Genomic DNA, 26,370 nt, shown 5'->3' on the forward strand with positions numbered 1-26,370 from the left:
GCTTAATAGCTCGTATATTTAGTCCTAGAGCAAGCTTGAACTCGGTTTGTTTTAGAATAGACCCCTGGTATTACATCAGGGGTCTGTCGGTTGATGTCTTTACATATATCCTTTCCTTGAATTGCCTACATGAATCATCTTCGGGTACTTCTTCTAGTCTCTGGTTTTTGACTGTGATAGTTGGTAGTTTGTCCTTGGGTATTATCCGCTTGTTCTACCAGGGGTGCTCTGGGCACATCTATACCTATCACCCATTCATCATTGAATATGTTAACGTTTGTTCTTATGCCAAGTTTGTTCTCATACAACTAAACATGTGAATCCCGCAATATTGTAAACAAATGATCCTTCTCCTTCCTTCCAATTATCATCTCTAGAGCAAGTTGCTGTGTCTTTAATATATGGTTGGTTTAGCTAACCCGAATTTCGTTTAAGCCGTCACTGAAAAATCTGCTTCTGAGTAGAAAACTTTCAGTGATGGTTTCTTCAATTTAAGGCAATAAGCAATCAGGCCACCTAAAACGGTCAACAGAAATCCTTTTATACTTCGGTGGCGAGAATGTTCTATTTGAGAAATTGTCTTTAATTGCCCATTAATTGTTTCGATAATAAAACGCCTTGATAACATTATCTTATCCCACTCAGATTGCATGTAAGCTTTCATATTTCGGCGCTTTTTCGTGATGAAAGTGACGCCGGTTTGGGCTAAATCATCCGCCAATGCCTGGCTGAGATAACCTTTGTCACCATAAAGAGAACCCGTTAACTCTTTTGATAATTCACGAACAGGTTCCCGATCATCGACATTACCCGGCGTCACTTTAAGTGCCAGAATGTCACCGTGATGGTTAACAATCAGGTGTAATTTGAAACCATAGAACCACCCCATTGAGGTTTTCCCGCGTTGGGCTGCGCCCTTGAAAACCTTATTTCGCGGAATACGGATGTTATGGCACACACGCAAACTCGTGGAATCAATAAATGCAATTCCCGTGGGTTTCCCTTTTAATTGTGTCAGATAACTGCACAGGGGGACTAAAACGGAAGGGGCGACACTGATAAAACGGGTATAACTGAGTAGAGTGGGAAAATCGTTATGATGATATCGCCAAATATGTTCCAGATAAAAGTTTTTAAAATCAATGTAATGAGACATGTGGAAGAGGATCAGGATGGTCATGATTTCACTGGGATACATGTGACCTTGTCGGCGACGTAGACGATACCCCTTATTGAGGCAAAACTGGTCCCATTGGGGAATGAAAAAACGACAAAAGTCATCGACATCGCAGAAAATTTCAACTAGCTTGTTCATTGCATGTTCCTCCGCAGAGCGTTTTTTAGCCGGCGCTAAAACTTTGCTCTTGGAACAGGCACTTCGTCAATTTCTTATCCAGAACTCAGGTTAGCTAAATTTTATTTAGGATGGCATAAGTTTAATAAAGCTACTAGTAGTGATAAAAGTCTTATCTATCAGAATGTTATGTGGATGAGTGAACCACTTCCATCTGATGGAGGTGAAAGGAAGTTTGGAAGAGTTGGACATAGAATTAAAATACGAATGATTATTGAAATGATACTCATTATTATTTAATATAAGCTATAATATGTACCAGAGAGTGCTATTTATGTATGTTTGCCTATGTAATGCGGTGAGTGACAAAACAATACGTAACGCGGTGCGTCAGCATCGTGTTCACTCTATCGGAGAACTAAAACGTATTGTGCCTGTAGGCCGTGATTGTGGTAAATGCATACGCCAAGCCAGAGAGCTAATTAATGAGGAAATTGCACAACTGCCTAAGATAGATAACGTTGCTTGATAAAAAATAAGGTAAGTTTATTACTACTCTGCTGAATAGGTACTACACTTTAAGTACTGGAAGCGGAGGAGTAGGCTATGAAAGGTGATAAAAAAATAATTGCTCATTTGAACAAACTTCTTGGAAATGAGCTTGTTGCAATTAATCAGTATTTTCTGCACGCCCGGATGTTTAAAAACTGGGGTCTTACCCGCCTTAATGACAAGGAATATCATGAATCTATCGATGAAATGAAACATGCTGATAGGTACATTGAACGTATCCTTTTTCTTGAGGGAATTCCTAATTTGCAGGATTTAGGAAAACTTAACATCGGAGAAGATATCGAAGAAATGCTCAAATCCGATTTGCAACTAGAATTGCAAGGAGCCAAGGATTTGAGAGAAGCGATCGCTTATGCTGATTCGATTCATGATTATGTTAGTCGTGATTTGATGATCGATGTCTTAGATGAAGAAGAAGAGCATATTGATTGGCTGGAAACTCAGTTTGAATTAATTGAACGCATGGGGATTCAAAATTATACCCAGGCACAGATTCTTGAAGGAGAATAGTCCTGGAAAAATGCCCTATCTACTAAAGCTAGGGCATCTTATTTTACACTCATTTATTTCATTCCGAACAGATTTTCATCTGTATCTTGCTTTGCTAATTGATTTGCGTATAATACGCGGGCTTACTTTGAGTAAGCCTGATTTGTTAGTCAGTAAATGTGCAGTGTTTTGCTTTTCTGCCATTTAAAAATACTCCCGATATGGGGGTTATATATTGAACGATTACACTCTCCCATCAATCGAAATGGGCACGAGGAGTAGTTATTTACGTTTATAAAATAGTTGGAGCTCTGGTCTCATGCAGAACCAAAGAATCCGTATCCGCCTGAAAGCATTTGATCATCGTTTGATCGATCAATCAACTGCGGAAATTGTCGAGACCGCTAAGCGCACTGGTGCGCAGGTTCGTGGTCCGATCCCGTTGCCGACTCGTAAAGAGCGTTTTACTGTTCTGATTTCTCCGCATGTTAATAAAGATGCACGTGATCAGTACGAAATTCGCACTCATAAGCGTCTGGTTGACATCGTTGAGCCAACCGAGAAAACCGTTGATGCTCTGATGCGTCTGGATCTGGCTGCCGGTGTAGACGTGCAGATCAGCCTGGGTTAATCAGGTCATTGAACGATTGAGAGGTTGAAACAATGATTGGTTTAGTCGGTAAAAAAGTGGGTATGACTCGTATCTTCACTGAAGATGGGGTTTCAATCCCTGTAACTGTTATCGAAATTGAAGATAACCGTGTTACTCAGGTTAAAGCTCTGGATAGCGACGGTTATCGTGCAATTCAGGTTACTACCGGTAGCAAAAAAGCTAACCGTGTAAACAAACCTGAAGCAGGTCATTTCGCTAAAGCTGGTGTTGAAGCTGGCCGTATCCTGCGTGAATTCCGTCTGTCTGAAGACGAAGAATACGCTGTAGGTCAAAGCATTAGCGTTGAAATTTTCGCTGAGGTTAAGAAAGTCGACGTTACTGGTACATCTAAAGGTAAAGGTTTTGCTGGTACTGTTAAGCGCTGGAACTTCCGTACCCAAGATGCTAGCCACGGTAACTCTTTGTCTCACCGTGTTCCGGGTTCTATCGGTCAGAACCAAACTCCGGGCAAGGTATTTAAAGGCAAGAAAATGGCAGGCCAACTGGGTAATGAGCGTGTAACCGTTCAAAGCCTGGATGTAGTACGTGTTGACGCTGAGCGCAACCTGCTGCTGGTCAAAGGTGCTGTTCCAGGTGCAACTGGTGGCAACCTGATCGTAAAACCGGCTGTCAAGGCGTAACGTCAAGGAGATAGGAATGGAATTGGTAATGAAAGACGCGCAAGGCGCGCTGACTGTTTCCGAAACTACCTTCGGGCGTGATTTCAATGAAGCGCTTGTGCATCAAGTAGTTGTTGCTTACGCAGCTGGTGCACGTCAAGGTACTCGTGCTCAGAAAACCCGTGCTGAAGTTTCTGGTTCAGGTAAAAAACCATGGCGTCAGAAAGGCACTGGTCGTGCACGCTCTGGTTCTATCAAGAGCCCAATTTGGCGCTCTGGTGGTGTAACTTTCGCAGCTAAGCCACAGGACCACAGTCAAAAAGTTAATAAAAAAATGTACCGCGGTGCTCTGAAAAGCATCCTGTCTGAACTGGTACGTCAAGAGCGTCTGATCGTTGTCGAGAGTTTTTCTGTAGAAGCTCCTAAAACTAAGCTTCTAGTTCAGAAATTGAAAGAAATGGCTCTGGAAGATGTGCTGATTATCACTGGTGAAGTTGATGAGAATTTATTCTTAGCAGCTCGCAACCTGTACAAGGTTGATGTTCGTGATGCAGCTGGTATCGATCCAGTTAGTTTGATCGCCTTCGATAAAGTAGTTATGACTGCTGATGCTGTGAAGCAAGTTGAGGAGATGCTGGCATGATCCGTGAAGAACGTCTGCTGAAAGTACTGCGCGCGCCGCATGTATCTGAAAAAGCTTCTACAGCGATGGAAAAAAACAATACCATCGTTCTCAAAGTTGCAAAAGACGCGACTAAAGCAGAAATTAAAGCTGCTGTGCAGAAATTGTTTGAAGTCGAAGTTGAAGGTGTTAACACTTTGCTGGTTAAAGGCAAAACTAAACGCCACGGTCAGCGTATTGGTCGTCGTAGCGACTGGAAAAAAGCTTATGTCACTCTGAAGGAAGGCCAGAATATGGACTTCATTGGTGGTGCAGAGTAAGTCGGAGGAGTAAAGAACAATGGCAATTGTTAAATGTAAACCTACGTCTCCGGGCCGTCGCCACGTTGTTAAAGTGGTTAACCCTGAGCTGCATAAGGGTAAACCTTATGCTCCGTTGCTGGAAAAAAGCAGCAAAACCGGTGGTCGTAACAACAATGGCCGTATTACCACTCGTCACATCGGTGGTGGCCACAAACAGCACTATCGTTTGATTGATTTCAAGCGTAATAAAGATGGTATCCCTGCTGTAGTTGAGCGTTTGGAATATGATCCAAACCGTTCAGCAAACATCGCCTTGGTTCTGTATAAAGACGGTGAACGTCGTTATATTCTTGCACCTAAAGGCCTGAAAGCTGGTGATCAGATCCAATCTGGTGCTGATGCAGCTATCAAAGCTGGTAACGCATTGCCAATGCGTAATATCCCAGTTGGTTCTACTGTACACAACGTAGAGATGAAGCCGGGTAAAGGCGGTCAGTTGGCTCGTTCCGCTGGTGCATATGTTCAGATTGTTGCTCGTGATGGTTCTTATGTAACCTTGCGTTTGCGTTCTGGTGAAATGCGTAAAGTTCTGTCTGACTGCCGCGCTACTTTAGGTGAAGTGGGTAACGCAGAACATATGCTACGCGTTCTGGGTAAAGCCGGTGCAAGTCGCTGGCGTGGCATTCGTCCTACCGTTCGTGGTACGGCGATGAACCCAGTAGATCACCCACATGGTGGTGGTGAAGGTCGTAACTTTGGTAAACATCCTGTAACTCCTTGGGGTGTTCAAACTAAAGGTAAGAAGACCCGTAGTAACAAACGTACTGATCAGTTCATTGTACGTCGCCGTACTAAAAAATAATTAGAGGATAAGCCATGCCACGTTCTCTCAAGAAAGGTCCATTTATTGACCTGCACTTGCTGAAGAAGGTAGAGAAAGCGGTGGAAAGCGGAGACAAAAAGCCTATTAAGACTTGGTCCCGTCGTTCAACGATCTTTCCTAACATGATCGGTTTGACCATCGCTGTCCATAATGGTCGTCAGCATGTACCAGTTTTTGTTTCCGACGAAATGGTTGGTCACAAACTAGGTGAATTTGCGCCGACTCGTACTTATCGCGGCCATGCGGCCGATAAAAAGGCTAAAAAGCGCTAAGGTAGGAGGAAGAGATGGAAACTATCGCTAAACATCGCCACGCTCGTTCTTCTGCTCAGAAGGTTCGCCTTGTAGCTGACCTGATTCGCGGTAAGAAAGTGTCGCAAGCTCTGGAAACTTTGACCTATACCAACAAGAAAGCTGCTGGTTTAGTGAAGAAGGTACTTGAGTCTGCTATTGCTAATGCAGAACACAACGATGGCGCTGACATTGATGATCTGAAAGTCACGAAGATTTTCGTAGACGAAGGCCCTACCATGAAGCGTATTATGCCTCGTGCGAAAGGTCGTGCAGATCGCATCCTGAAGCGCAGCAGCCACATTACTGTGGTTGTGTCCGATCGCTGAGACTCTGGAGACTAGCAATGGGTCAGAAAGTACATCCTAATGGTATTCGCCTGGGTATCGTCAAACCTTGGAACTCTACCTGGTATGCGAATACCAAAGAATTCGCTGACAACCTGGACAGCGATTTTAAAGTGCGCCAGTACTTGAACAAAGAACTGGCAAAAGCGTCTATTTCACGCATTGTTATTGAACGTCCTGCTAAAAGCATCCGTGTAACTATTCACACTGCTCGCCCAGGTATCGTAATCGGTAAGAAAGGTGAAGACGTAGAAAAACTGCGTAAAACTGTAGCGGAAATCGCTGGTGTGCCTGCGCAAATTAATATCTCTGAAGTGCGTAAGCCTGAGCTGGACGCTAAACTAGTTGCTGATAGTATCACTTCGCAGCTGGAACGTCGTGTTATGTTCCGCCGTGCTATGAAACGCGCAGTTCAGAACGCAATGCGTTTGGGCGCTAAAGGCATTAAAGTGGAAGTAAGTGGCCGTTTGGGCGGTGCTGAAATTGCGCGTACTGAATGGTATCGTGAAGGTCGTGTACCACTGCACACACTGCGTGCAGACATCGACTATAATACTTCAGAAGCGCACACCACTTATGGTGTACTCGGCGTTAAGGTATGGATCTTCAAAGGTGAGATCTTGGGTGGTATGGCTGCTGTTGAACAGGCGGAAAAACCGGCTGCGCAACCTAAAAAGCAGCAGCGTAAAGGCCGCAAGTAAGGAGAGTCGCTGATGTTACAACCAAAGCGTACGAAATTCCGTAAAGTGCATAAAGGCCGTAACCGTGGCCTAGCAGCAGGTGCGGATGTTAGCTTCGGCACTTTCGGTCTGAAAGCTGTGGGCCGTGGTCGTCTGACTGCACGTCAGATTGAAGCGGCACGTCGTGCTATGACCCGTGCAATTAAACGTCAAGGTAAAATCTGGATCCGTGTATTCCCAGACAAACCTATCACTGAAAAGCCACTCGAAGTGCGTATGGGTAAAGGTAAAGGTAACGTAGAATATTGGGTTGCCTTGATCCAACCCGGTAAAGTCCTTTATGAAATGGACGGTGTGCCTGAAGAGCTGGCTCGTGAAGCATTCAAGCTGGCAGCAGCGAAACTGCCTATCAAAACCACCTTTGTAACTAAGACGGTGATGTAATGAAAGCACAAGAGCTGCGCGAAAAAAGCGTTGAAGAGCTGAACACTGAGCTGCTGAACCTGCTGCGTGAACAATTTAACCTACGTATGCAGGCAGCAAGTGGCCAGCTACAACAGTCTCATCTGTTGAAACAAGTGCGTCGTGATATCGCACGCGTTAAGACTTTACTGACTGAGAAGGCGGGTGCGTAATGACCGATAAAATCCGTACTCTGCAAGGTCGTGTTGTTAGTGACAAAATGGAAAAATCTATTGTTGTTGCTATTGAGCGTAAGGTGAAACATCCTCTGTATGGTAAGTTCATCAAGCGTACGACTAAACTGCACGTACATGACGAGAACAATGAATGTGGAATCGGTGATGTAGTGGAAATCCGCGAAACCCGTCCATTGTCCAAAACTAAATCTTGGACCTTAGTTCGCGTTGTAGAGAAAGCGATTCTGTAAGCTGACTCGAATAGAGTAAACGGCTCAGATTATGGGCCGTTTATTTTTTCTATCCATATCTGAGATGTGGTGTTATAATGCCGCGCCCTCATGGTATGGGGTATTTGAACGGCCTCTTCATAACAATGAAGTGGGCTCAGTAGTAGTTGACATTTAGCGGAGCACTAAAATGATCCAAGAACAGACTATGCTGAACGTGGCCGACAACTCCGGTGCACGTCGCGTAATGTGTATCAAGGTTCTGGGTGGCTCGCACCGTCGCTACGCACATGTCGGCGACATCATTAAAATCACCATCAAGGAAGCAATTCCTCGCGGTAAAGTGAAAAAAGGTGATGTCCTGAAAGCGGTAGTGGTGCGCACCAAGAAGGGTGTTCGTCGCCCTGACGGTTCTGTCATTCGCTTCGATGGCAATGCTTGTGTGTTGTTAAACAACACGAGTGAGCAAGTTATCGGTACGCGTATTTTTGGGCCGGTAACTCGTGAACTTCGTAATGAAAAGTTCATGAAAATTATCTCCCTGGCACCAGAAGTACTCTAAGGAGCGGACAATGGCAGCGAAAATCCGTCGTGATGACGAAGTTATCGTGCTGACTGGCAAAGATAAAGGTAAGCGCGGTAAAGTAAAACAGGTTCTTTCTACTGGGAAGGTCATTGTTGAAGGTATCAACTTGGTTAAAAAACATCAGAAGCCTGTTCCGGCGCTGAATCAACCAGGTGGCATCGTTGAAAAAGAAGCTGCAATTCAAGTTTCAAACGTTGCAATCTTCAATGCGGCAACCAGCAAGGCTGACCGTGTAGGTTTTAGATTTGAAGACGGTAAAAAAGTTCGTTTCTTTAAATCTAATAGCGAAACTATCAAGTAATTTGGAGTAATACGATGGCGAAACTGCATGATTACTACAAAGACGAGGTAGTCCAAAAACTGATGGCTCAGTTTGACTACAATTCTGTCATGCAAGTCCCTCGGGTCGAGAAGATCACCCTGAATATGGGTGTTGGTGAAGCGATCGCTGATAAGAAACTGCTGGATAATGCAGCAGCGGATCTAACAGCAATCTCTGGTCAAAAACCACTTATCACCAAAGCACGCAAATCAGTTGCAGGCTTCAAAATCCGTCAGGGCTATCCAATCGGCTGTAAAGTAACCCTGCGTGGTGAACGCATGTGGGAGTTTCTTGAGCGCCTGATTTCTATTGCTGTACCTCGTATCCGTGATTTCCGTGGTTTGTCTGCGAAGTCATTTGATGGTCGTGGTAATTACAGCATGGGTGTACGTGAGCAAATCATCTTCCCTGAAATCGATTATGATAAAGTGGATCGTGTTCGTGGCTTAGATATTACTATCACCACAACTGCGAAATCTGATGATGAAGGCCGCGCACTGTTGGCTGCTTTTAACTTCCCGTTCCGCAAGTAAGGCAGGGTATTCATGGCTAAGCAATCAATGAAAGCACGTGATGTAAAACGTGTGAAATTAGCTGAAAAATTCTTCACTAAGCGTGTAGAACTGAAAGCTATCATTTCTGATGTGAATGCATCTGATGAAGAGCGTTGGAATGCTGTTCTTAAGCTGCAAACACTGCCACGTGATTCCAGCCCTTCTCGTCAGCGTAATCGCTGCCGCCAAACTGGGCGTCCGCATGGATTTTTGCGGAAGTTTGGGTTGAGCCGTATTAAAGTCCGTGAAGCCGCTATGCGCGGTGAAATTCCGGGCCTTAAGAAGGCTAGCTGGTAATTGTCACCAATTGAATCACGGGAGTAAAGACAGATGAGCATGCAAGATCCCATCGCGGATATGCTGACCCGTATCCGTAACGGTCAGGCCGCGAATAAAGTTGCGGTCACCATGCCTTCCTCCAAGCTGAAAGTGGCAATTGCCAAAGTGCTGAAGGAAGAAGGTTATATTGAAGATTTTAAAATTGAAGGCGACACCAAGCCAGAGCTGGAATTAGTACTGAAGTACTTCCAGGGTAAGGCTGTCGTAGAAAGTATTCAGCGTGTAAGCCGTCCAAGTCTGCGCATCTATAAGAAAAAAGATGCGCTGCCACAAGTTATGGCTGGTTTAGGTATTGCTGTTGTTTCTACCTCTAAAGGTGTAATGACTGATCGTGCAGCTCGCCAAGCAGGTCTTGGTGGCGAGATTCTCTGCTACGTAGCTTAATCGGGAGGAAAGAATGTCTCGTGTTGCAAAAGCACCCGTCGTCATTCCTGCCGGCGTAGAGGTAAAACTCAACGGTCAGGTTATTTCGATTAAGGGTAAAAACGGCGAGCTGAGTCGTACAATCCACAGCGCAGTTGAAGTTAAACATGTAGATAGCCAACTAACCTTCGCTCCACGCGATGGTTATGTTGATGGTTGGGCACAGGCGGGTACGACTCGCTCTTTGCTAAATGCCATGGTTATTGGTGTTACCGAAGGCTTCACTAAGAAGCTTCAACTGGTAGGTGTTGGTTATCGTGCAGCAGTCAAGGGCAATGTTGTTAACATGTCTCTGGGCTTCTCGCATCCAGTTGACCACGAATTGCCAGTAGGCATTACTGCAGAATGTCCGTCACAAACTGAAATCGTACTGAAAGGTGCTGATAAGCAGGTAATCGGTCAGGTTGCGGCAGAACTGCGTGCCTATCGTCGTCCTGAGCCTTATAAAGGTAAGGGTGTTCGTTACGCCGACGAAGTCGTGCGTATCAAAGAGGCTAAGAAGAAGTAAGGTAACACTATGGATAAGAAAGCAGCTCGTATCCGTCGTGCGACCCGCGCACGCCGCAAGCTCCAGGAACTGGGTGCAACTCGCCTGGTGGTACATCGTACCCCACGCCATATTTATGCGCAGGTTATCGCACCAAACGGTTCTGAAACTTTGGTGGCAGCTTCTACTACAGAAAAAGCTATCAATGAGCAACTGAAATACACTGGAAATAAAGAAGCAGCATCAGCAGTTGGTAAAGCAATTGCTGAACGTGCACTGGAAAAAGGTATCAAAGATGTATCCTTTGACCGTTCTGGTTTCCAATATCATGGTCGAGTCCAGGCACTGGCAGATGCTGCCCGTGAAGCTGGCCTTCAGTTCTAAGGTAGAGGTGTAAGATGGCTCACATCGAAAAACAAGCTGGCGAACTGCAGGAAAAGCTGATCGCGGTAAACCGCGTATCTAAAACCGTAAAAGGTGGCCGGATTTTCAGCTTTACCGCACTGACTGTTGTCGGTGATGGTAATGGTCGCGTTGGTTTTGGCTACGGCAAAGCACGCGAAGTTCCGGCAGCAATCCAGAAAGCGATGGAAAAAGCCCGTCGCAATATGAAAACCGTCGCACTAAACAGCGGCACTCTGCATCACCCAGTGAAAGGTACACACACCGGTTCCCGTGTGTTCATGCAACCTGCTCACGAAGGTACTGGTATCATCGCAGGCGGTGCTATGCGTGCTGTTTTGGAAGTGGCTGGTGTTCGTAACGTACTGGCTAAAACCTATGGTTCCACTAACCCTATTAATGTGGTTCGTGCAACTCTGGATGCTTTAGACAGCATGAAGTCTCCAGAAATGGTCGCAGCTAAGCGTGGTAAATCCGTCGAAGAAATTCTGGGGTAATGGCCATGGCTAAGACTATTAAAGTAACACAAATTCGCAGTTCAATCGGCCGCCTGCCTAAACATAAGGCAACCTTGGTTGGTTTAGGTCTGCGTCGTATCGGTCATACAGTAGAGCGCGAAGATACTCCTGCTATACGTGGTATGATCAACTTGGTTTCCTATATGGTTAAAGTTGAGGAGTAACAGATGCGCTTAAATACTCTGTCTCCGGCTGAAGGTGCCAAGCATGCGCCTAAACGTGTAGGTCGTGGTATTGGTTCTGGCTTGGGTAAAACTGGTGGCCGTGGTCACAAAGGTCAGAAATCTCGTTCTGGCGGTGGCGTACGTCGCGGTTTTGAAGGTGGTCAGATGCCTTTATACCGTCGTTTGCCAAAATTTGGCTTCACTTCACGTAAAGCAATGATTACAGCAGAAGTTCGTTTGTCTGACTTTGCTACCGTTGAAGGCGATGTTATCGATCTGAATGCACTGAAAGCCGCTAACATCGTTGGCACTCAAATTGAATTCGCAAAAGTTATGCTTTCTGGCGAAATCAAACGCGCAGTAACTGTGCGTGGCCTTCGTGTTACTAAAGGCGCTCGTGCGGCAATTGAAGCTGCCGGCGGTAAAATTGAGGAATAAGTAACAGATGGCTAAACAACCAGGATTAGATTTTCAAAGCGCTAAAGGTGGATTAGGCGAGCTGAAACGCAGACTGTTGTTTGTTATTGGAGCGCTGATTGTTTTCCGTATTGGTTCTTTTATTCCTATCCCTGGTATTGATGCCACTGTGCTTGCCAAATTGCTCGAACAGCAAAGGGGCACCATCATTGAAATGTTTAACATGTTCTCTGGTGGTGCTTTAAGTCGTGCTTCTATCTTTGCACTGGGGATAATGCCGTATATTTCTGCGTCTATTATTATTCAGTTGCTAACGGTGGTTCACCCAACGTTGGCTGAGATTAAGAAGGAAGGGGAAGCTGGCCGTCGTAAGATTAGCCAGTACACTCGCTATGGTACTTTAGTGCTGGCTATATTCCAGTCAATCGGTATTGCTACTGGTTTGCCGAATATGCCAGGAATGCAAGGGCTGGTGATTAACCCAGGGTTTGCTTTCTACTTCACGGCTGTTGTGAGCCTAGTTACTGGGACTATGTTCCTGATGTGGTTGGGTGAGCAGATTACTGAGCGTGGTATTGGAAACGGTATCTCTATCATAATCTTTGCTGGTATTGTTGCGGGTTTGCCGCCGGCCATAGGCCATACCATTGAGCAAGCTCGGCAAGGCGATCTGCACTTCCTCCTGTTGCTGTTGGTTGCAGTGTTAGTGTTTGCAGTAACTTTCTTCGTTGTTTTCATGGAGCGTGGTCAGCGACGTATCGTTGTTAACTATGCGAAACGGCAACAAGGTCGCCGAGTTTATGCTGCACAGAGCACACATTTACCGTTGAAAGTGAATATGGCTGGAGTTATCCCTGCAATTTTCGCTTCCAGCATTATTCTGTTCCCTGGTACCATAGCGTCTTGGTTTGGGGGTGGAACTGGTTGGAACTGGCTGACTACTATTTCAATGTATTTGCAGCCTGGGCAACCGCTTTATGTGTTACTCTACGCGTCTGCAATCATCTTCTTCTGTTTCTTTTATACAGCGTTGGTTTTTAACCCGAGAGAAACAGCAGATAACCTGAAGAAGTCCGGTGCATTTGTACCAGGAATTCGTCCGGGAGAGCAAACGGCCAAGTACATTGATAAGGTAATGACACGTCTGACTTTAGTTGGTGCGATGTATATTACTTTTATCTGCTTAATCCCGGAGTTCATGCGTGACGCGATGAAGGTACCATTTTATTTTGGCGGTACTTCGCTACTTATCGTAGTTGTGGTCATCATGGACTTTATGGCTCAAGTGCAAACTCTGATGATGTCAAGTCAGTATGAGTCTGCACTGAAGAAGGCAAACCTTAAAGGTTATAACCGCTGATTGGTTTGCTTGAGAAGTTACGGAGAGTAAAAATGAAAGTTCGTGCTTCCGTCAAGAAATTATGTCGCAACTGCAAAATCGTTAAGCGTAACGGTGTTGTTCGTGTGATTTGTAGTGCAGAGCCTAAGCATAAACAACGCCAAGGCTAATAAAATAGCATATTTTTCTTGCAAAGTCGGTTTGAGCTGGCTAAATTAGCCAGCCAATCTTTTTTATATCACAGCAACATTGTTTGAGTATCCTGAAAACGGGCTTTTCAGAATGGTGTTGCCGTAAATAATTGTAGGAGTGCATAGTGGCCCGTATAGCAGGCATTAACATTCCTGATCAGAAGCATACCGTAATCGCTTTAACATCGATCTACGGAATCGGTAAAACTCGTTCTCAAGCCATTTGTGCTGCAGCGAGTATTGCTGAACATGTTAAGATCAGTGAGCTGTCTGAAGAGCAAATTGACAAGCTGCGTGACGAAGTTGCCAAATACGTTGTAGAAGGTGATCTGCGTCGTGAAGTAACCCTGAGCATCAAACGTCTGATGGATCTTGGTACTTATCGTGGTTTACGTCACCGTCGTGGTCTACCAGTTCGCGGTCAGCGTACTAAGACCAATGCACGTACCCGTAAGGGTCCACGTAAGCCGATCAAGAAATAATCGGGGTATTGTATAATGGCAAAAGCACCTATTCGTGCACGTAAGCGTGTAAGAAAGCAAGTCTCTGACGGTGTGGCTCATATCCATGCTTCTTTCAACAACACCATCGTGACCATTACTGACCGTCAGGGTAACGCTCTGGGTTGGGCAACTGCGGGTGGTTCCGGTTTCCGTGGTTCTCGTAAATCTACTCCGTTTGCGGCTCAGGTTGCAGCAGAGCGCTGTGCCGAAGCAGTGAAAGAATACGGAATTAAGAACCTGGAAGTTATGGTTAAAGGACCTGGTCCTGGCCGCGAGTCAACTATCCGAGCGTTAAATGCGGCAGGTTTCCGCATCACTAACATTACTGATGTGACTCCGATCCCTCATAACGGTTGTCGTCCACCTAAAAAACGTCGCGTTTAATAGCGTTTATTTTTTTAGGTTTGTTGGAGAAAGAAAATGGCAAGATATTTGGGTCCTAAGCTCAAGCTGAGCCGTCGCGAGGGTACAGACCTGTTCCTGAAGTCTGGCGTTCGCGCGATTGACACCAAGTGTAAATTGGAACAACCACCTGGACAGCATGGCGCACGTAAACCGCGTCTGTCTGACTACGGTGTACAGTTACGTGAAAAACAAAAAGTGCGCCGTATTTACGGTGTCCTAGAACGTCAATTCCGTAACTATTATAAAGAAGCAACTCGTCTGAAAGGCAATACAGGTGAGAACCTGCTGAGTTTGCTGGAAGGTCGTCTGGACAACGTTGTTTACCGTATGGGTTTCGGTGCTACTCGTGCTGAATCACGCCAAATGGTAAGCCATAAAGCTATCATGGTAAATGGTCGCGTTGTTAACATCGCTTCTTATCAGGTATCCCCGAATGACGTAGTCAGCGTTCGCGAAAAATCGCAAAAGCAGTCTCGTATCAAGGCGGCTTTAGAGCTGGCTGAGCAGCGTGAGAAACCAACTTGGTTGGAGGTTGATGCTGCGAAGATGGAAGGTGTGTTCAAACGTACTCCAGAACGTACCGATCTGTCCGCTGACATCAACGAACACCTGATCGTCGAGCTTTACTCTAAGTAAAGCTTAGCACCAAAGAGAGGACACAATGCAGGGTTCTGTGACAGAGTTTCTAAAACCGCGCCTGGTTGATATCGAGCAAGTCAGTTCGACGCACGCCAAGGTGACCCTTGAGCCTTTAGAGCGTGGCTTTGGTCATACTCTAGGCAACGCACTGCGCCGTATTCTGCTTTCGTCTATGCCGGGTTGTGCGGTGACTGAGGTTGAGATTGATGGTGTACTGCATGAGTACAGCACCAAAGAAGGTGTACAGGAAGATATCCTGGAGATTCTCCTCAACCTGAAAGGGCTGGCGGTAAGAGTTCAGGGTAAAGATGAAGTTATTCTTACCTTGAATAAGTCTGGCATTGGCCCTGTGACTGCAGCCGATATTATCCATGACGGAGATGTCGAAATCGTCAAGCCGCAACATGTAATCTGTCACCTGACTGACGAAACTGCTTCTATAAGCATGCGCATTAAAGTTCAGCGTGGTCGGGGTTATGTGCCGGCTTCTGCCCGGATTCATTCGGAAGAAGATGAGCGCCCTATTGGTCGTTTGTTAGTAGACGCTTGTTATAGCCCAGTAGAGCGTATTGCCTACAATGTTGAAGCAGCGCGTGTAGAACAACGTACCGATTTGGACAAGTTGGTTATCGAGATGGAAACTAACGGTACAATCGATCCTGAAGAGGCGATTCGCCGTGCAGCTACTATTTTGGCTGAACAGCTGGAAGCTTTTGTTGATTTACGTGATGTACGTCAGCCAGAAGTAAAAGAGGAGAAGCCAGAGTTTGATCCGATCTTGCTGCGCCCTGTTGACGATCTGGAATTGACTGTCCGCTCTGCTAACTGCCTTAAGGCAGAAGCTATCCACTACATCGGTGATTTGGTACAGCGTACCGAGGTTGAGTTGCTTAAGACACCTAACCTGGGTAAAAAATCTCTCACAGAGATCAAAGACGTACTGGCTTCACGTGGCTTATCTCTAGGCATGCGCTTGGAAAACTGGCCACCAGCAAGTATTGCTGATGAATAACTAGATCACAGGTTAAGGTTTTACTGAGAAGGATAAGGTCATGCGCCATCGTAAGAGTGGTCGTCAATTGAACCGCAACAGCAGCCATCGCCAAGCTATGTTCCGCAACATGGCAGGTTCTTTGGTCCGTCATGAAATCATCAAGACGACTCTGCCTAAAGCGAAAGAACTGCGTCGCGTCGTTGAGCCGCTGATTACTCTTGCCAAGACCGATAGCGTAGCTAATCGTCGTCTGGCATTCGCCCGTACTCGTGATAACGAAATCGTGGCAAAACTGTTTAATGAGCTGGGCCCGCGTTTTGCGAGCCGTGCAGGTGGTTACACTCGTATTCTTAAGTGTGGCTTCCGTACTGGTGATAATGCTCCGATGGCATACATCGAGTTTGTTGACCGTGCTGTTGAGCCTCAAACAGAAGTTGCGACTGCAGAGTAATCTGTAGGGATGTATAAAAGAACCGGGTTTATCCCGGTTTTTTTATATCTGTATATTTGAATTTCTCACTTATTTCTTTCTATCCTGTTATGCTGATATTTCAAATAGCGTGTTTATTGTAGGAGATATGAAGATGTATCGTATTGGCCAACTAGCTAAATTAGCTAATGTGACCCCTGATACAGTACGTTTCTATGAAAAACAAGGAATGATGGAACATCAGAACCGTACAGAGGGGGGATATAGGCTTTATACAGAGCAAGATTTACAGCGCCTTCGGTTTATACGTTATGCCAAGCAGCTGGGATTTACATTGGAAGCTATCACAGAATTATTGTCTATTCGTGTAGATCCAGATCATCATACTTGTGAAGAGTCGAAGCAAATTGTAGATTCTAGGTTGATGGAAGTAGAAGAAAAACTTCTTGAAATGCTAAAAATGCGTGATTCACTTAAGATGTTAAGTGATGCTTGCTGTGGGAGTTCTCATATAAGTACTTATTGTTCTATTCTTGAAACTTTAGAACAAGGAGCTTCAAATAAGGAATAAGTAATTTTTCTTTATTATGGATGATTCAGAGAGTACAATTGGTGTGTTTTTAGGCCAATTAATATGATAGAGGAATATGATGATTATATATCACCATAAAAAAGGCGTGATAAAGAATAATGCTATTGAAGCTCTACTACGTGATCCATTATTCAAACAGAGAATTGAGAAAAATAAAAAAGGAAAAGGAAGTTACCAGAGGAAAGGAAAACATGACAAGGCAAGTAACTGGGAGGCCAGTGGTAAGGGATTATTAGATTTATTACCACTGGCCTTTTAGTTCTAATAGGTTTATTTTTACTCTTTTAGTAAGCTACGGATTTTTATTAATAATTTTTCTTTAGTAGTTGGGGTTTCTGGCATAGCCTCAATCTCTTTTTTTACTATATGATTTATTTATTAATTTCATTGCATAGAAAATAGCTAATGACAGCAAGATATTTTTCAAGATCATATCAATAATCCCGTCAGCAGAGGGATTAGTAGAGTTGCTCTTCATAGTAAATTTACAAACTGTTTTAAAAAGTTCACCATATTCTTTCAATCATCCTGTTAATTAAAATGTGTTAAGTTGTCTCAGTTATTGTGTTTGAATTATACGACTGGTAGATAATTATTTTTGGTTCCTAAAGGAAAAAAGGGCTTGGTTGGAATAGTCTTTCTACTTCGGGAACAAATTTCTTATCTGTAATAAACATAATTACATGATCTCCTTGTTCGATTACACTGTAATCATGAGCAATAATCACTTCGTCACCGCGTGCTATTGCTCCAATTGTAGTACCTGGTGGCAATTTAATATCACCTACAGCTCGGCCGACAACCTTTGAAGTGTTTTCATCTCCATGAGCAATTGCTTCGATAGCTTCCGCTACTCCACGACGTAATGAGGAAACACTTACGATATCTGCTTTACGAACATGACCTAATAGAGCTGAAATAGTTGCTTGCTGTGGAGAGATTGCAATATCAATGACACCTCCTTGTACTAAATCAACATATGCACTACGCTGAATGAGAACCATGGCTTTTTTGGCTCCCATGCGCTTGGCAAGCATTGCAGACATGATATTTGCTTCGTCATCGTTGGTTAGGGCAATGAATACATCTACCTGTTCTATATGTTCTTCGGCTAATAGCTCTTGGTCAGATGCATCCCCATAGAAAACAATAGTGTCGTGTAATAATTCGGCTAGTTCTGTGGCTCTTTGCTGATTTCGTTCAATTAATTTAACCCTGTAATCTTTTTCGAGACGTAGGGCAAGTCCGGCACCAATATTACCACCACCAACGATCATAATACGCTTGTAAGGCTTTTCTAAGCGTTGAAGTTCGCTCATTACAGCACGAATATGTTGTGATGCAGCCACAAAAAAAACCTCGTCACCAGCCTCAATAATTGTAGAGCCTTGTGGTCTTATAGGCCGATCCTGGCGAAATATGGCAGCAACTCTGGTATTAATATGTGGTATGTGTTCACGAAGTGAAGAAAGAGCATTTCCTACAAGTGAACCTCCGTAGTAAGCTTTTACTGCAACAATACTTACTCTACCTTCGGCAAAGTTAACAACCTGTAAAGCGCCAGGATACTGAATTAGTTTATAAATATAATCTATGACGAGTTGCTCTGGTGAAATAAGATAATCAATAGGAATGTCGTTAGGCAGAAAAAGCTTATCTGATTCACGGATATACTCTGCTGCGCGTATTCGCGCAACTTTATTTGGTGTATTAAATAAGGAATAAGCAATTTGGCATGCAATCATGTTAGTTTCGTCAGAATTAGTTACAGCAACTAACATATCAGCATCTTCAGCACCAGCTTCTCTTAATACTCTGGGATGAGAACCATGACCATTGACTACCCTGAGGTCGAATTTATCCTGTAGTTGGTGCAGGCGGTTGGGATCAGTGTCGACTATAGTGATATCGTTATTTTCACCTACTAGATTTTCAGCTAATGTACCGCCAACTTGACCTGCACCAAGAATAATTATTTTCATAGTATTCTCTAACTTGTTAGAAACAGATAATTATCTTTATAAATTGTGGAGATATATTACTGTTTAATTAATCGAGCGTAAAAGAAACCATCACCACCATTGAATTCAGGTATTATTTGTTTTCCTAGGTTATCTCCTGTCTCTGTTCCCGATAGTTTGGCATCTGGGTGGCGTTTTAAAAACGAGCTGATTTGCTGGCTATTTTCATCCGGCAAAATAGAACAGGTTGCATATACTAATGTCCCGCCTCTCTTTAAATATGGCCAGATTGCATCAATAATTTCAGATTGTAATTGAACCAATTGAGCAATATCTTCTTCGCGGCGTAACCATTTGATATCAGGGTGGCGACGGATTACTCCTGTTGCTGAACAAGGTGCATCCAGAAGGATACGGTCGAATTGCTGGCCTTCTGCCCAATATTTAGGGTGGCGTCCATCACCGGTTTTTACTGTTGCATGGCAATTAAGGCGCTGGAGATTTTCTTTTACTCGTTTGATCCTGTGTTCATCAATATCTACAGCTAATACTTGGGCTTTTGGCGCTATTTCTAGGATATGTGTTGTTTTCCCTCCTGGTGCGGCACAAAGATCGAGAATTTTCTCTCCATTGATTGGTTGTAATAACTCGGCACACCCTTGTGCAGATACATCTTGAACAGTCACCCAACCTTTATCAAATCCAGGTAATATTGTTACCGGACAGGGGAAAATTACACGGATAGCAAAAGGTAATTCGATAGCTGGTTCTGCATCAATTCCGGCTTTATGGAGAAGAGAAAGATATTCATCTCGACTATGGTATATTCGATTAACTCGCAACCACATGGGCGGTTTCTTATTGTTATTTTCAATAAATTGCGGCCATTCTTGCGGGTAGGCTTTTTGGATTTTAGCTAATAACCATTCAGAATGTAAGTGATTGCTGGGACTGTTTTGTGAACGCTCCATTAATTGCAATTGCTGCCTCTGAAACTGGCGAAGGACACCATTAATTAATCCTTTTAGCTGAGGATATTTCAGAGTTACGGCTCCATTTACTGTTTCAGCAAGTGCTGCATGAGCTGGGATACGGGTATAGGTAAGTTGGTATATGCCAACCATAAGCAGGTAATGAAGAATACGTTGCTTACCTTTTAATGGTTTTTCCATTAATTGACTTATTATCCATTCTAACTGAGGTAATACACGTAATACCCCGAAAGATAACTCCTGCAACAAAGATTTATCTTTATCAGTGATATTTCGTTGAAGTTCAGGCAATATCGTACTGAGAGATTGCCCTTGGTCCAGAACTTGATTGATTGCTTTCGCGGTGATACTTCGTAGATTATATGTATTTTTCATAGTTAAAAAGGCTGACAAGAGTCAGCATTAAGAGAAAGTTTGTGAGAGAGAGTTTACATAGAATAGTATTCAGTTGATTTTATTACCTGGCGTAAACCACTCACGTTTAGAGTTAAGTAGATCTGCGGCTGACATTGCTTTTTTACCAGCAGGTTGTAATTGCGTGATATTCAAAATTCCATCGGCAGTGGCAATATGAATACCTTTTTTGTCTGCTTTTAAGACAGTTCCTGGTTCTACCGAAATTTGTTTTTCAATGGCTTCTGCTTTCCAGATTTTAACAGGTTGCTCTTCCATCTCGAAAAAGCTCATGGGCCAAGGATTAAATGCACGAATGCAGCGTTCAAGATGGGTTGCAGATAGTTTCCAATTTATTTTGGCTTCTTCTTTGCTTAGTTTTTCAGCGTAGGTAACCAACTTTTCACTTTGTGTTTCAGGCTGGCTTTTACCTGATGTTATTAATGATAATGTTTTAAGCAGTGCATCTGGCCCAATATTGGTTAGTTTTTCGTATAAACTGGCACTAGTATCTTCAAGTGTAATAGGACAGCTTGCTTTATATAGCATATCGCCAGTATCAAGGCCTATATCCATTTGCATGATCGTTACGCCGGTTTCCGTGTCACCGGCCCAGAGTGAACGTTGAATCGGTGCTGCACCACGCCAACGTGGTAATAGAGAGCCGTGTACGTTCAGGCAGCCTAATCTTGGAATATCTAAAACAGCCTTAGGGAGGATTAATCCATAGGCTACAACTATGAGAACATCAGGTTGCTGTTTCAGAATCCATTGCTGGTTTTCTTCTAAACGCAAAGTGGCTGGCTGAAAAACGGTAATATTATGTTTTTCAGCCAGTACTTTTACAGGACTGGATGTCAGTTTTTTACCTCTTCCTGCCGGTTTGTCTGGTCGAGTTAGAACGCCAACTACCTCATGCTGAGACGTTAATAAAACCTCTAAATGGCGTGCCGCAAAGTCAGGTGTTCCGGCAAAAACAATACGTAAAGAATCAGACACGTTTATTTCCTGTATTAATATAATTTATTTGGTTCGGGCTCTTTGCTTATCCAATTTTTCTACTTTCTGGCGTATACGCTGGCGTTTCAGTGGAGATAGGTAATCCACAAAAAGCTTACCAATTAAATGGTCCATCTCGTGCTGAATACAAATAGCTAGTAAGCCATCAGCTTGTAATTCAAATGATTGACCATTGTAATCTAACGCCCTGATTTTGACTTTTTCAGCTCGTGGCACTAGTGCTCGCTGTTCAGGAATAGACAAACAGCCTTCTTCAATCCCAGTATTACCACTTTTTTCCAGTAACTCTGGATTTATCAGTACAAGGCGTTCATCACGAGTTTCAGATACGTCAATAACGATAATACGCTGATGAATATCAACTTGTGTTGCTGCCAGGCCAATGCCTTCCTCTATGTACATAGTTTCAAACATATCATCAATGATACGTTGAATCTCCGCATTAACTTCTTTAACAGGCATTGCAATAGTGCGAAGCCGCTCGTCTGGGTAATGTAATACTTGTAATACTGACATATATATTTAGATCTGTGTCCAAAATGTGAGTGGTATTTTATGTCTATTCTAGACATTTCCCGTTTAGATTGACAGTATTGATTGCTAATTGAGCAGTTTGGTTCTGTCCGTCAATCTCAGTCAGGATGACAACATGGAAGCTATGGAAGTATGGTTGCGAATGAAGATGATCTCTCATTTAGCAACAGAAAAAGCAGCTAATATTACAGAGAAATTACTGCATGCTGGGAATCGTTATCTCATCGTGCTTAAGGATAGTGGGTTAACGTCAGCACAATGTTTGCAATTTACTAAGGCGAATAAAACCTTGCTAGCTTCATGCTTAAAATGGCTGGAACAGCCGGAACACCATTTATTGACATATTCTCATCCTTTGTATCCACCGCTATTGAAGCAAATACATACCCCACCTCTTGCGCTTTTTGTGTCAGGGAAATTAGATCTTCTTTTAAAGAAGCAGGTGGCGATGGTAGGGAGCAGGGCAGCAAGCTATTATGGCGAGAAATGGGGAAAAATTTTTGCAGGTGAATTGGTTGGACATGGGTTAGTTATTACTAGCGGTTTAGCTATTGGTATTGATGGTATTTGTCACCGATCTGCTCTGGATAGTGGTGGTCAAACAATAGCTGTATTAGGTAGCGGTCTTGATCAGATTTATCCTTATAGACACGGATTATTAGCAAAGCAAATAGAGGAGGGAGGAGCCCTTGTTTCTGAATTTTTTCCGGATACCCCTCCACGTGCAAAAAACTTCCCTAAAAGAAATAGGATTATCAGTGGATTAAGTTCGGCAGTTATTGTTGTAGAAGCGAGTCAAAACAGCGGTTCATTAATTACAGCTCGTTGTGCTCTTGAACAGGGAAGGGATGTATTTGCATTACCAGGGTTTTTGGGGAGCTCAGTCAGCGAAGGGAATCACTGGTTGATAAAACAGGGAGCATATCTGGCTACAAACGCAATGGATATTGTGGAACATGTTTACAGTTCATTACAATGGCTACATATGGAAAGCGCAAAGGAAGAAGTAAAACCCCAGTTTGAGCAAACAGAGTTGCCATTTGCTGATGTGCTGGTTAACGTAGGTGATGAAATAACGCCGGTTGATGTTATTGCGCAACGTTCTGTATTACCTATAGCTGAGGTAATGACAAAACTCCTTGAACTAGAATTATTGGGTAAGGTGGCTGTGGTTTCTGGTGGTTATGTGCGCGTGAGTTAATTAACTGAATACTCAAAGTCTTGCTTAACGTCATATAAGTATAAATTTCAAGTGAAAATGGTATGGCAAAAATGGTTCCTTTCTCCACTGATGAAACTGAATATTGTCCTGAATGTGGCTCTATTTTGGTTATCCGCAATGGCATTCATGGTCCATTTCTTGGATGTTTTAGTTATCCATCATGTCAATATATTTGCTCATTAAAAGGGCAAAGTAACGGCCATGTGGTAAAAGAACTTGAAGGGCAGTTATGTCCTGCATGTGGAGCTAATTTAGTTTTACGTCAAGGGCGCTATGGAATGTTCATTGGTTGTAGTCGTTATCCTGAATGCGAACATACGGCACTGATTGATAAACCGAATGAGACGTCGATAGCCTGCCCCCAATGCAAACAAGGGCAACTACTCCAAAGAAAATCACGTTTCGGAAAAATTTTTCACGCGTGTAACCGTTACCCCAACTGCCAGTTTGTATTAAATAATAAGCCAGTTGTTGGTGAATGTGTGTTTTGTTTCTATCCGTTATTGATGGAAAAACGCACATCACAAGGTACAAAGTTGTTTTGTGCTAGTAAGTTGTGTGGAAAACAGCAAATAAATTAAACTGAGTAATAAAATGAGTAATGAAGTATCGCCTGCATTTGAAAAAGTATTAACTTCGCTAAAATCCGAAAAAGTTATTGCTTATCCAACTGAAGCTGTTTTTGGGCTTGGATGTGATCCTGATAGTGAAAAAGCGGTAAATGAACTGCTTGCATTAAAGAAGCGCCCGTGGCAAAAAGGGTTGATTCTTATTGCAGATAATTATAGACAATTACAGCCATATCTTGATGATAAGCTTCTAACAGAATACCAAAAAGAAGTTATATTTGCTTGTTGGCCTGGGCCTGTAACCTGGGTGATCCCTGCAAAAGCCGGTACATCTAAATGGTTGACTGGGCAATTTTCCACTTTGGCTGTTAGAGTTAGCGATCATCCTTTGGTGAAACAGTTATGTACTTTTTATGGAAAACCATTGGTATCGACCAGTGCAAATTTAAATGGTCTTGAACCATGCCGAACAGCAGAAGAAGTTAGACAACAGTTTGGGGATAAACTTTCTGTGTTAGATGGTGATGTTGGAGGGCGGAAGAATCCTTCAGAAATTCGGGACGCTTTAACTGGTGAGCTTTATCGTCAAGGGTAGAATAAATATGAATCAATTCGCTGTCTTTGGTAATCCTGTTACGCACAGTAAATCTCCCCGTATCCATCAGTTATTTGCTGATCAAACAGGTATTGCGCATTGTTATGGGAAGATTTTAGCGCCAATAGGTAAATTTGAAGAGACATTGGATATGTTTCTTGAACAGGGGGGGATAGGAGCTAATATTACTGTGCCATTTAAGGAGCCGGCATTTATCAGGGCAAATGAGTTGACTGAGCGGGCAAGATTTAGTGGCGCAGTCAATACCTTGAAATTGCTAGATAATAATCAATTGCTTGGTGATAACACGGATGGTGTAGGATTATTAGCAGATTTGATACGACTTGAGTTTATTACTCAAGGGCAGCATATTTTAATCATTGGGGCTGGTGGGGCTGCTAGAGGTGTTTTATCTCCATTATTAGAATTTGGTTGTGATATTACAATTACAAACCGAACGTTCAGTCGTACCATCCAGATTGCTAATAATTTTTCGCCAATAGGTAACATTCGGGCCGTTGAGATGAAAACACTTAATAGCCCTGAGTTTGATCTTATTATCAATGCGACTGCATCCAGTATTAATGGTGAAATTCCTGCGATATCTCCATCAATATTTAATGAAAATTGTGTCTGTTATGACATGTTTTATCAGGCTAATTTGACGCCTTTCATTTCCTTTGCTAAAAAACATGGTGTTTCTCGTTGTGCTGATGGATTAGGGATGTTAGTAGGACAGGCCGCTCATTCATTTAAATTATGGCATGATGTACTGCCAGAAATTGCACCTGTGCTGTTAACATTGGAACAGGAGTTACATTTGTGAATCAATCTATCCAGTTTCCTGATAGAGAAGAGTGGGATGAACAACAGCAGATAGTCATTTTTCCCGCGTTGGTAAATGGGTCATTGGTTCACTGTGCTATGAGGGCTAGGGATCTTTTATACCGTTATGGGAAAGATCATCATCCATTAAATCTTTTCCGACAAAATCGTTGGGATCTTGAAGAGGAATTCGAATTGCTAATCAATAACGGGGATGATGATCATTTAGGACGCTACATATTACCTTCTTGCCGGTAGTCATTTTTCAAGCAAACATAATTGCTCGCTGAATAACGTAGTACTTCTAATTCTTCAGGTTTTAGTTTTCTGACCTGGCGGGCAGGGCTACCAACATAAAGGTATCCACTTTCTAATATTTTTCCTGGAGCTATCAAGCTGCCCGCTCCAATAATAACGTCATCTTCAATAACTGAACCATCAAGTAGGATGGAACCCATACCGATGAGCACTCGATTACCAATAGTGCAACCATGGAGTATTGCTTTATGCCCGATGGTGACATCATTCCCAACAATTAAAGGAAAACCATCGGGATTATCAACAGATTTGTGTGTCACATGTAATACAGAGCCGTCCTGGATGTTAGTACGTGTGCCAATAGATACGTAATTAACGTCGCCACGGATGACAACTAAAGGCCATATACTGACGTCATCAGCAAGTCTGACATCACCAATGATCACACTAGATGGATCTAATAGAACTTTCTGACCAATTTTAGGTTGAGTACCAAGGTAACTGCGTAACACTCCAGACATATATACCTCTAATGAAAAAATGGAGATCTCTTATCATTAACGGGATCCTAGTGAGGAAAACACCAGTATGCAATGGGAAAAGCGTATTAATTTTGGCTATTGTCGCCTAAATTTGACCCAAAAAGAGCAACAAACAACCTGTTGGCAATAAATCTAAAAAAAAGTGTTGTGTAAAAATCTGGGTTCCCTATAATGCGCCACCACTGACCGACACAACGCTGACAAAACGTGTGAGGCTAGGCAGAGCCAGGTGAATTAAGCGCTTGACTCTGCGGGCGAAAAGCGTAGTATACGCAGCCCGGCTGAACGAGAATATTAATTTTTGTTTCAGCCTGCTCTTTAACAATTAATCAGACAATCTGTGTGGGCACTCACAAGACCGTATCACAAAAAAATACACTAAAGTCTTGAAGAGTGAACAACAGTTAATTCATGACGAAATAACAGTCAGTTTCTTTGAGCATCAAGCTTTTAATTGAAGAGTTTGATCATGGCTCAGATTGAACGCTGGCGGCAGGCCTAACACATGCAAGTCGAGCGGTAACAGGAAAGTGC

General features: G+C 43.3%; 43 protein-coding genes and 1 rRNA gene. 38 read left to right on the top strand and 6 right to left on the bottom strand.

What is annotated here, in order from left to right; translation table 11 throughout:
- Positions 1-430: 430 nt before the first annotated feature.
- Entirely contained in the window at positions 431-1,315 is an 885-nt protein-coding gene (locus ACGF7G_RS19470; protein WP_387467691.1) for an IS982 family transposase, read from the bottom strand.
- Positions 1,316-1,628: 313 nt separating this feature from the next.
- Between ACGF7G_RS19470 and bfd the strand changes: the two genes are divergently transcribed.
- From bfd to ACGF7G_RS19630, 32 genes are all read left to right on the top strand, one after another.
- Positions 1,629-1,823 carry a bacterioferritin-associated ferredoxin gene (bfd, locus tag ACGF7G_RS19475; RefSeq protein ID WP_387467693.1) on the top strand — a complete coding sequence of 65 codons (195 nt, stop codon included), beginning with the start codon at positions 1,629-1,631 and terminating at the stop codon, positions 1,821-1,823.
- A 77-nt stretch (positions 1,824-1,900) separates the two neighbouring features.
- A complete protein-coding gene (gene bfr, locus ACGF7G_RS19480) occupies positions 1,901-2,377 on the top strand; it encodes a bacterioferritin (protein WP_133813966.1) in 477 nt (158 codons plus the stop codon).
- Positions 2,378-2,675: 298 nt separating this feature from the next.
- Entirely contained in the window at positions 2,676-2,987 is a 312-nt protein-coding gene (gene rpsJ, locus ACGF7G_RS19485) for a 30S ribosomal protein S10 (protein WP_001181005.1), read from the top strand.
- A gap of 32 nt (positions 2,988-3,019) precedes the next feature.
- Positions 3,020-3,649, top strand: a complete 630-nt coding sequence (gene rplC / locus ACGF7G_RS19490) for a 50S ribosomal protein L3 (RefSeq protein ID WP_387467709.1) — start codon at positions 3,020-3,022, stop codon at positions 3,647-3,649.
- 16 nt (positions 3,650-3,665) lie between these two features.
- Positions 3,666-4,271, top strand: coding sequence for a 50S ribosomal protein L4 (gene rplD / locus ACGF7G_RS19495; protein ID WP_133813964.1), 606 nt, complete (start codon positions 3,666-3,668; stop codon positions 4,269-4,271).
- Positions 4,268-4,570, top strand: a complete 303-nt coding sequence (rplW, locus tag ACGF7G_RS19500) for a 50S ribosomal protein L23 (RefSeq protein WP_133813963.1) — start codon at positions 4,268-4,270, stop codon at positions 4,568-4,570. Before rplD ends, rplW begins: the two co-directional genes overlap by 4 nt.
- A 19-nt stretch (positions 4,571-4,589) precedes the next feature.
- Positions 4,590-5,414: a 50S ribosomal protein L2 gene (gene rplB / locus ACGF7G_RS19505; protein WP_021322795.1), complete on the top strand. Its 825-nt coding sequence runs from the start codon at positions 4,590-4,592 to the stop codon at positions 5,412-5,414.
- 14 nt (positions 5,415-5,428) lie between these two features.
- Positions 5,429-5,707, top strand: a complete 279-nt coding sequence (rpsS, locus tag ACGF7G_RS19510) for a 30S ribosomal protein S19 (protein WP_011148791.1) — start codon at positions 5,429-5,431, stop codon at positions 5,705-5,707.
- Positions 5,708-5,721: 14 nt separating this feature from the next.
- Positions 5,722-6,054, top strand: a complete 333-nt coding sequence (gene rplV / locus ACGF7G_RS19515; RefSeq protein WP_011148790.1) for a 50S ribosomal protein L22 — start codon at positions 5,722-5,724, stop codon at positions 6,052-6,054.
- A 17-nt stretch (positions 6,055-6,071) separates the two neighbouring features.
- Complete coding sequence (gene rpsC, locus ACGF7G_RS19520; protein WP_015836279.1) at positions 6,072-6,773, top strand: 30S ribosomal protein S3; 702 nt, start codon at positions 6,072-6,074, stop codon at positions 6,771-6,773.
- 12 nt (positions 6,774-6,785) lie between these two features.
- On the top strand, positions 6,786-7,196 hold the full coding sequence (gene rplP / locus ACGF7G_RS19525; RefSeq protein WP_012990491.1) for a 50S ribosomal protein L16: 411 nt from the start codon (positions 6,786-6,788) through the stop codon (positions 7,194-7,196).
- The gene (rpmC, locus tag ACGF7G_RS19530) at positions 7,196-7,387 is read left to right on the top strand and encodes a 50S ribosomal protein L29 (protein ID WP_021322794.1); all 192 of its coding nucleotides are present in this window, start codon (positions 7,196-7,198) and stop codon (positions 7,385-7,387) included. Before rplP ends, rpmC begins: the two co-directional genes overlap by 1 nt.
- Positions 7,387-7,641, top strand: a complete 255-nt coding sequence (gene rpsQ, locus ACGF7G_RS19535; protein ID WP_011148786.1) for a 30S ribosomal protein S17 — start codon at positions 7,387-7,389, stop codon at positions 7,639-7,641. Before rpmC ends, rpsQ begins: the two co-directional genes overlap by 1 nt.
- Before the next feature lie 169 nt (positions 7,642-7,810).
- Entirely contained in the window at positions 7,811-8,182 is a 372-nt protein-coding gene (gene rplN, locus ACGF7G_RS19540; RefSeq protein WP_015836277.1) for a 50S ribosomal protein L14, read from the top strand.
- Between the two features lie 10 nt (positions 8,183-8,192).
- Entirely contained in the window at positions 8,193-8,507 is a 315-nt protein-coding gene (gene rplX, locus ACGF7G_RS19545; RefSeq protein ID WP_132356032.1) for a 50S ribosomal protein L24, read from the top strand.
- Between the two features lie 14 nt (positions 8,508-8,521).
- On the top strand, positions 8,522-9,061 hold the full coding sequence (rplE, locus tag ACGF7G_RS19550; protein WP_021322792.1) for a 50S ribosomal protein L5: 540 nt from the start codon (positions 8,522-8,524) through the stop codon (positions 9,059-9,061).
- 12 nt (positions 9,062-9,073) lie between these two features.
- Complete coding sequence (rpsN, locus tag ACGF7G_RS19555) at positions 9,074-9,379, top strand: 30S ribosomal protein S14 (RefSeq protein WP_021322791.1); 306 nt, start codon at positions 9,074-9,076, stop codon at positions 9,377-9,379.
- Between the two features lie 33 nt (positions 9,380-9,412).
- Positions 9,413-9,805, top strand: a complete 393-nt coding sequence (rpsH, locus tag ACGF7G_RS19560) for a 30S ribosomal protein S8 (protein WP_387467715.1) — start codon at positions 9,413-9,415, stop codon at positions 9,803-9,805.
- A gap of 13 nt (positions 9,806-9,818) precedes the next feature.
- Entirely contained in the window at positions 9,819-10,352 is a 534-nt protein-coding gene (gene rplF / locus ACGF7G_RS19565; RefSeq protein ID WP_387467717.1) for a 50S ribosomal protein L6, read from the top strand.
- A 9-nt stretch (positions 10,353-10,361) separates the two neighbouring features.
- Positions 10,362-10,715: a 50S ribosomal protein L18 gene (rplR, locus tag ACGF7G_RS19570; RefSeq protein ID WP_133813961.1), complete on the top strand. Its 354-nt coding sequence runs from the start codon at positions 10,362-10,364 to the stop codon at positions 10,713-10,715.
- A 14-nt stretch (positions 10,716-10,729) separates the two neighbouring features.
- Positions 10,730-11,230 carry a 30S ribosomal protein S5 gene (gene rpsE, locus ACGF7G_RS19575; protein ID WP_021322788.1) on the top strand — a complete coding sequence of 167 codons (501 nt, stop codon included), beginning with the start codon at positions 10,730-10,732 and terminating at the stop codon, positions 11,228-11,230.
- Between the two features lie 5 nt (positions 11,231-11,235).
- Positions 11,236-11,415, top strand: coding sequence for a 50S ribosomal protein L30 (gene rpmD, locus ACGF7G_RS19580; protein ID WP_011148777.1), 180 nt, complete (start codon positions 11,236-11,238; stop codon positions 11,413-11,415).
- Positions 11,416-11,418: 3 nt separating this feature from the next.
- Positions 11,419-11,853 (top strand): 50S ribosomal protein L15, encoded by a 435-nt coding sequence (rplO, locus tag ACGF7G_RS19585; protein ID WP_133813959.1) that lies wholly within the window; start codon positions 11,419-11,421, stop codon positions 11,851-11,853.
- A gap of 7 nt (positions 11,854-11,860) precedes the next feature.
- Complete coding sequence (secY, locus tag ACGF7G_RS19590; RefSeq protein WP_011148775.1) at positions 11,861-13,192, top strand: preprotein translocase subunit SecY; 1,332 nt, start codon at positions 11,861-11,863, stop codon at positions 13,190-13,192.
- Between the two features lie 32 nt (positions 13,193-13,224).
- Positions 13,225-13,341, top strand: a complete 117-nt coding sequence (gene rpmJ, locus ACGF7G_RS19595; protein ID WP_002227352.1) for a 50S ribosomal protein L36 — start codon at positions 13,225-13,227, stop codon at positions 13,339-13,341.
- Between the two features lie 146 nt (positions 13,342-13,487).
- Positions 13,488-13,844 (top strand): 30S ribosomal protein S13, encoded by a 357-nt coding sequence (rpsM, locus tag ACGF7G_RS19600; protein WP_133813957.1) that lies wholly within the window; start codon positions 13,488-13,490, stop codon positions 13,842-13,844.
- Between the two features lie 15 nt (positions 13,845-13,859).
- Complete coding sequence (rpsK, locus tag ACGF7G_RS19605; protein WP_002919257.1) at positions 13,860-14,249, top strand: 30S ribosomal protein S11; 390 nt, start codon at positions 13,860-13,862, stop codon at positions 14,247-14,249.
- Positions 14,250-14,285: 36 nt separating this feature from the next.
- Entirely contained in the window at positions 14,286-14,906 is a 621-nt protein-coding gene (gene rpsD, locus ACGF7G_RS19610; protein ID WP_133813956.1) for a 30S ribosomal protein S4, read from the top strand.
- A gap of 25 nt (positions 14,907-14,931) precedes the next feature.
- The gene (locus ACGF7G_RS19615; RefSeq protein ID WP_011148772.1) at positions 14,932-15,921 is read left to right on the top strand and encodes a DNA-directed RNA polymerase subunit alpha; all 990 of its coding nucleotides are present in this window, start codon (positions 14,932-14,934) and stop codon (positions 15,919-15,921) included.
- A 40-nt stretch (positions 15,922-15,961) separates the two neighbouring features.
- Positions 15,962-16,354: a 50S ribosomal protein L17 gene (gene rplQ, locus ACGF7G_RS19620; protein WP_387467721.1), complete on the top strand. Its 393-nt coding sequence runs from the start codon at positions 15,962-15,964 to the stop codon at positions 16,352-16,354.
- Positions 16,355-16,487: 133 nt separating this feature from the next.
- Positions 16,488-16,904 (top strand): Zn(2+)-responsive transcriptional regulator, encoded by a 417-nt coding sequence (gene zntR / locus ACGF7G_RS19625; RefSeq protein WP_021322782.1) that lies wholly within the window; start codon positions 16,488-16,490, stop codon positions 16,902-16,904.
- Between the two features lie 79 nt (positions 16,905-16,983).
- Positions 16,984-17,184: an alternative ribosome-rescue factor A gene (locus ACGF7G_RS19630; protein ID WP_387467740.1), complete on the top strand. Its 201-nt coding sequence runs from the start codon at positions 16,984-16,986 to the stop codon at positions 17,182-17,184.
- Positions 17,185-17,530: 346 nt separating this feature from the next.
- Here the strand turns inward: ACGF7G_RS19630 and trkA are convergent, their stop codons facing one another.
- From trkA to def, 4 genes are all read right to left on the bottom strand, one after another.
- Positions 17,531-18,907 carry a Trk system potassium transporter TrkA gene (trkA, locus tag ACGF7G_RS19635; protein WP_387467723.1) on the bottom strand — a complete coding sequence of 459 codons (1,377 nt, stop codon included), beginning with the start codon at positions 18,905-18,907 and terminating at the stop codon, positions 17,531-17,533.
- A gap of 56 nt (positions 18,908-18,963) precedes the next feature.
- A complete protein-coding gene (gene rsmB, locus ACGF7G_RS19640) occupies positions 18,964-20,253 on the bottom strand; it encodes a 16S rRNA (cytosine(967)-C(5))-methyltransferase RsmB (RefSeq protein ID WP_387467725.1) in 1,290 nt (429 codons plus the stop codon).
- Positions 20,254-20,322: 69 nt separating this feature from the next.
- Positions 20,323-21,270, bottom strand: coding sequence for a methionyl-tRNA formyltransferase (gene fmt / locus ACGF7G_RS19645; protein WP_387467727.1), 948 nt, complete (start codon positions 21,268-21,270; stop codon positions 20,323-20,325).
- A gap of 24 nt (positions 21,271-21,294) precedes the next feature.
- A complete protein-coding gene (def, locus tag ACGF7G_RS19650) occupies positions 21,295-21,807 on the bottom strand; it encodes a peptide deformylase (RefSeq protein ID WP_387467729.1) in 513 nt (170 codons plus the stop codon).
- A gap of 133 nt (positions 21,808-21,940) precedes the next feature.
- Here def and dprA point away from each other — a divergent pair, with 133 nt between their 5' ends.
- The 5 genes from dprA to ACGF7G_RS19675 all read left to right on the top strand — a co-directional run bounded on the left by dprA (position 21,941) and on the right by ACGF7G_RS19675 (position 25,294).
- Entirely contained in the window at positions 21,941-23,026 is a 1,086-nt protein-coding gene (dprA, locus tag ACGF7G_RS19655) for a DNA-protecting protein DprA (protein ID WP_387467731.1), read from the top strand.
- A gap of 62 nt (positions 23,027-23,088) precedes the next feature.
- Complete coding sequence (locus ACGF7G_RS19660) at positions 23,089-23,628, top strand: topoisomerase DNA-binding C4 zinc finger domain-containing protein (protein WP_387467733.1); 540 nt, start codon at positions 23,089-23,091, stop codon at positions 23,626-23,628.
- 13 nt (positions 23,629-23,641) lie between these two features.
- On the top strand, positions 23,642-24,211 hold the full coding sequence (gene tsaC, locus ACGF7G_RS19665) for an L-threonylcarbamoyladenylate synthase type 1 TsaC (protein ID WP_387467735.1): 570 nt from the start codon (positions 23,642-23,644) through the stop codon (positions 24,209-24,211).
- Positions 24,212-24,218: 7 nt separating this feature from the next.
- Positions 24,219-25,037, top strand: a complete 819-nt coding sequence (aroE, locus tag ACGF7G_RS19670) for a shikimate dehydrogenase (protein WP_387467737.1) — start codon at positions 24,219-24,221, stop codon at positions 25,035-25,037.
- Positions 25,034-25,294, top strand: a complete 261-nt coding sequence (locus tag ACGF7G_RS19675) for a DUF1488 domain-containing protein (RefSeq protein ID WP_133813946.1) — start codon at positions 25,034-25,036, stop codon at positions 25,292-25,294. Before aroE ends, ACGF7G_RS19675 begins: the two co-directional genes overlap by 4 nt.
- Here the strand turns inward: ACGF7G_RS19675 and ACGF7G_RS19680 are convergent.
- Positions 25,270-25,815, bottom strand: a complete 546-nt coding sequence (locus ACGF7G_RS19680) for a gamma carbonic anhydrase family protein (RefSeq protein WP_133813945.1) — start codon at positions 25,813-25,815, stop codon at positions 25,270-25,272. The two genes, ACGF7G_RS19675 and ACGF7G_RS19680, sit on opposite strands and share 25 nt — an antisense overlap.
- Before the next feature lie 472 nt (positions 25,816-26,287).
- Here ACGF7G_RS19680 and ACGF7G_RS19685 point away from each other — a divergent pair.
- Positions 26,288-26,370 (top strand): 16S ribosomal RNA (locus ACGF7G_RS19685); the annotation flags it as partial.

The organism is Photorhabdus sp. RM323S, assembly GCF_042879375.1.
GTDB lineage: Bacteria > Pseudomonadota > Gammaproteobacteria > Enterobacterales > Enterobacteriaceae > Photorhabdus > Photorhabdus tasmaniensis.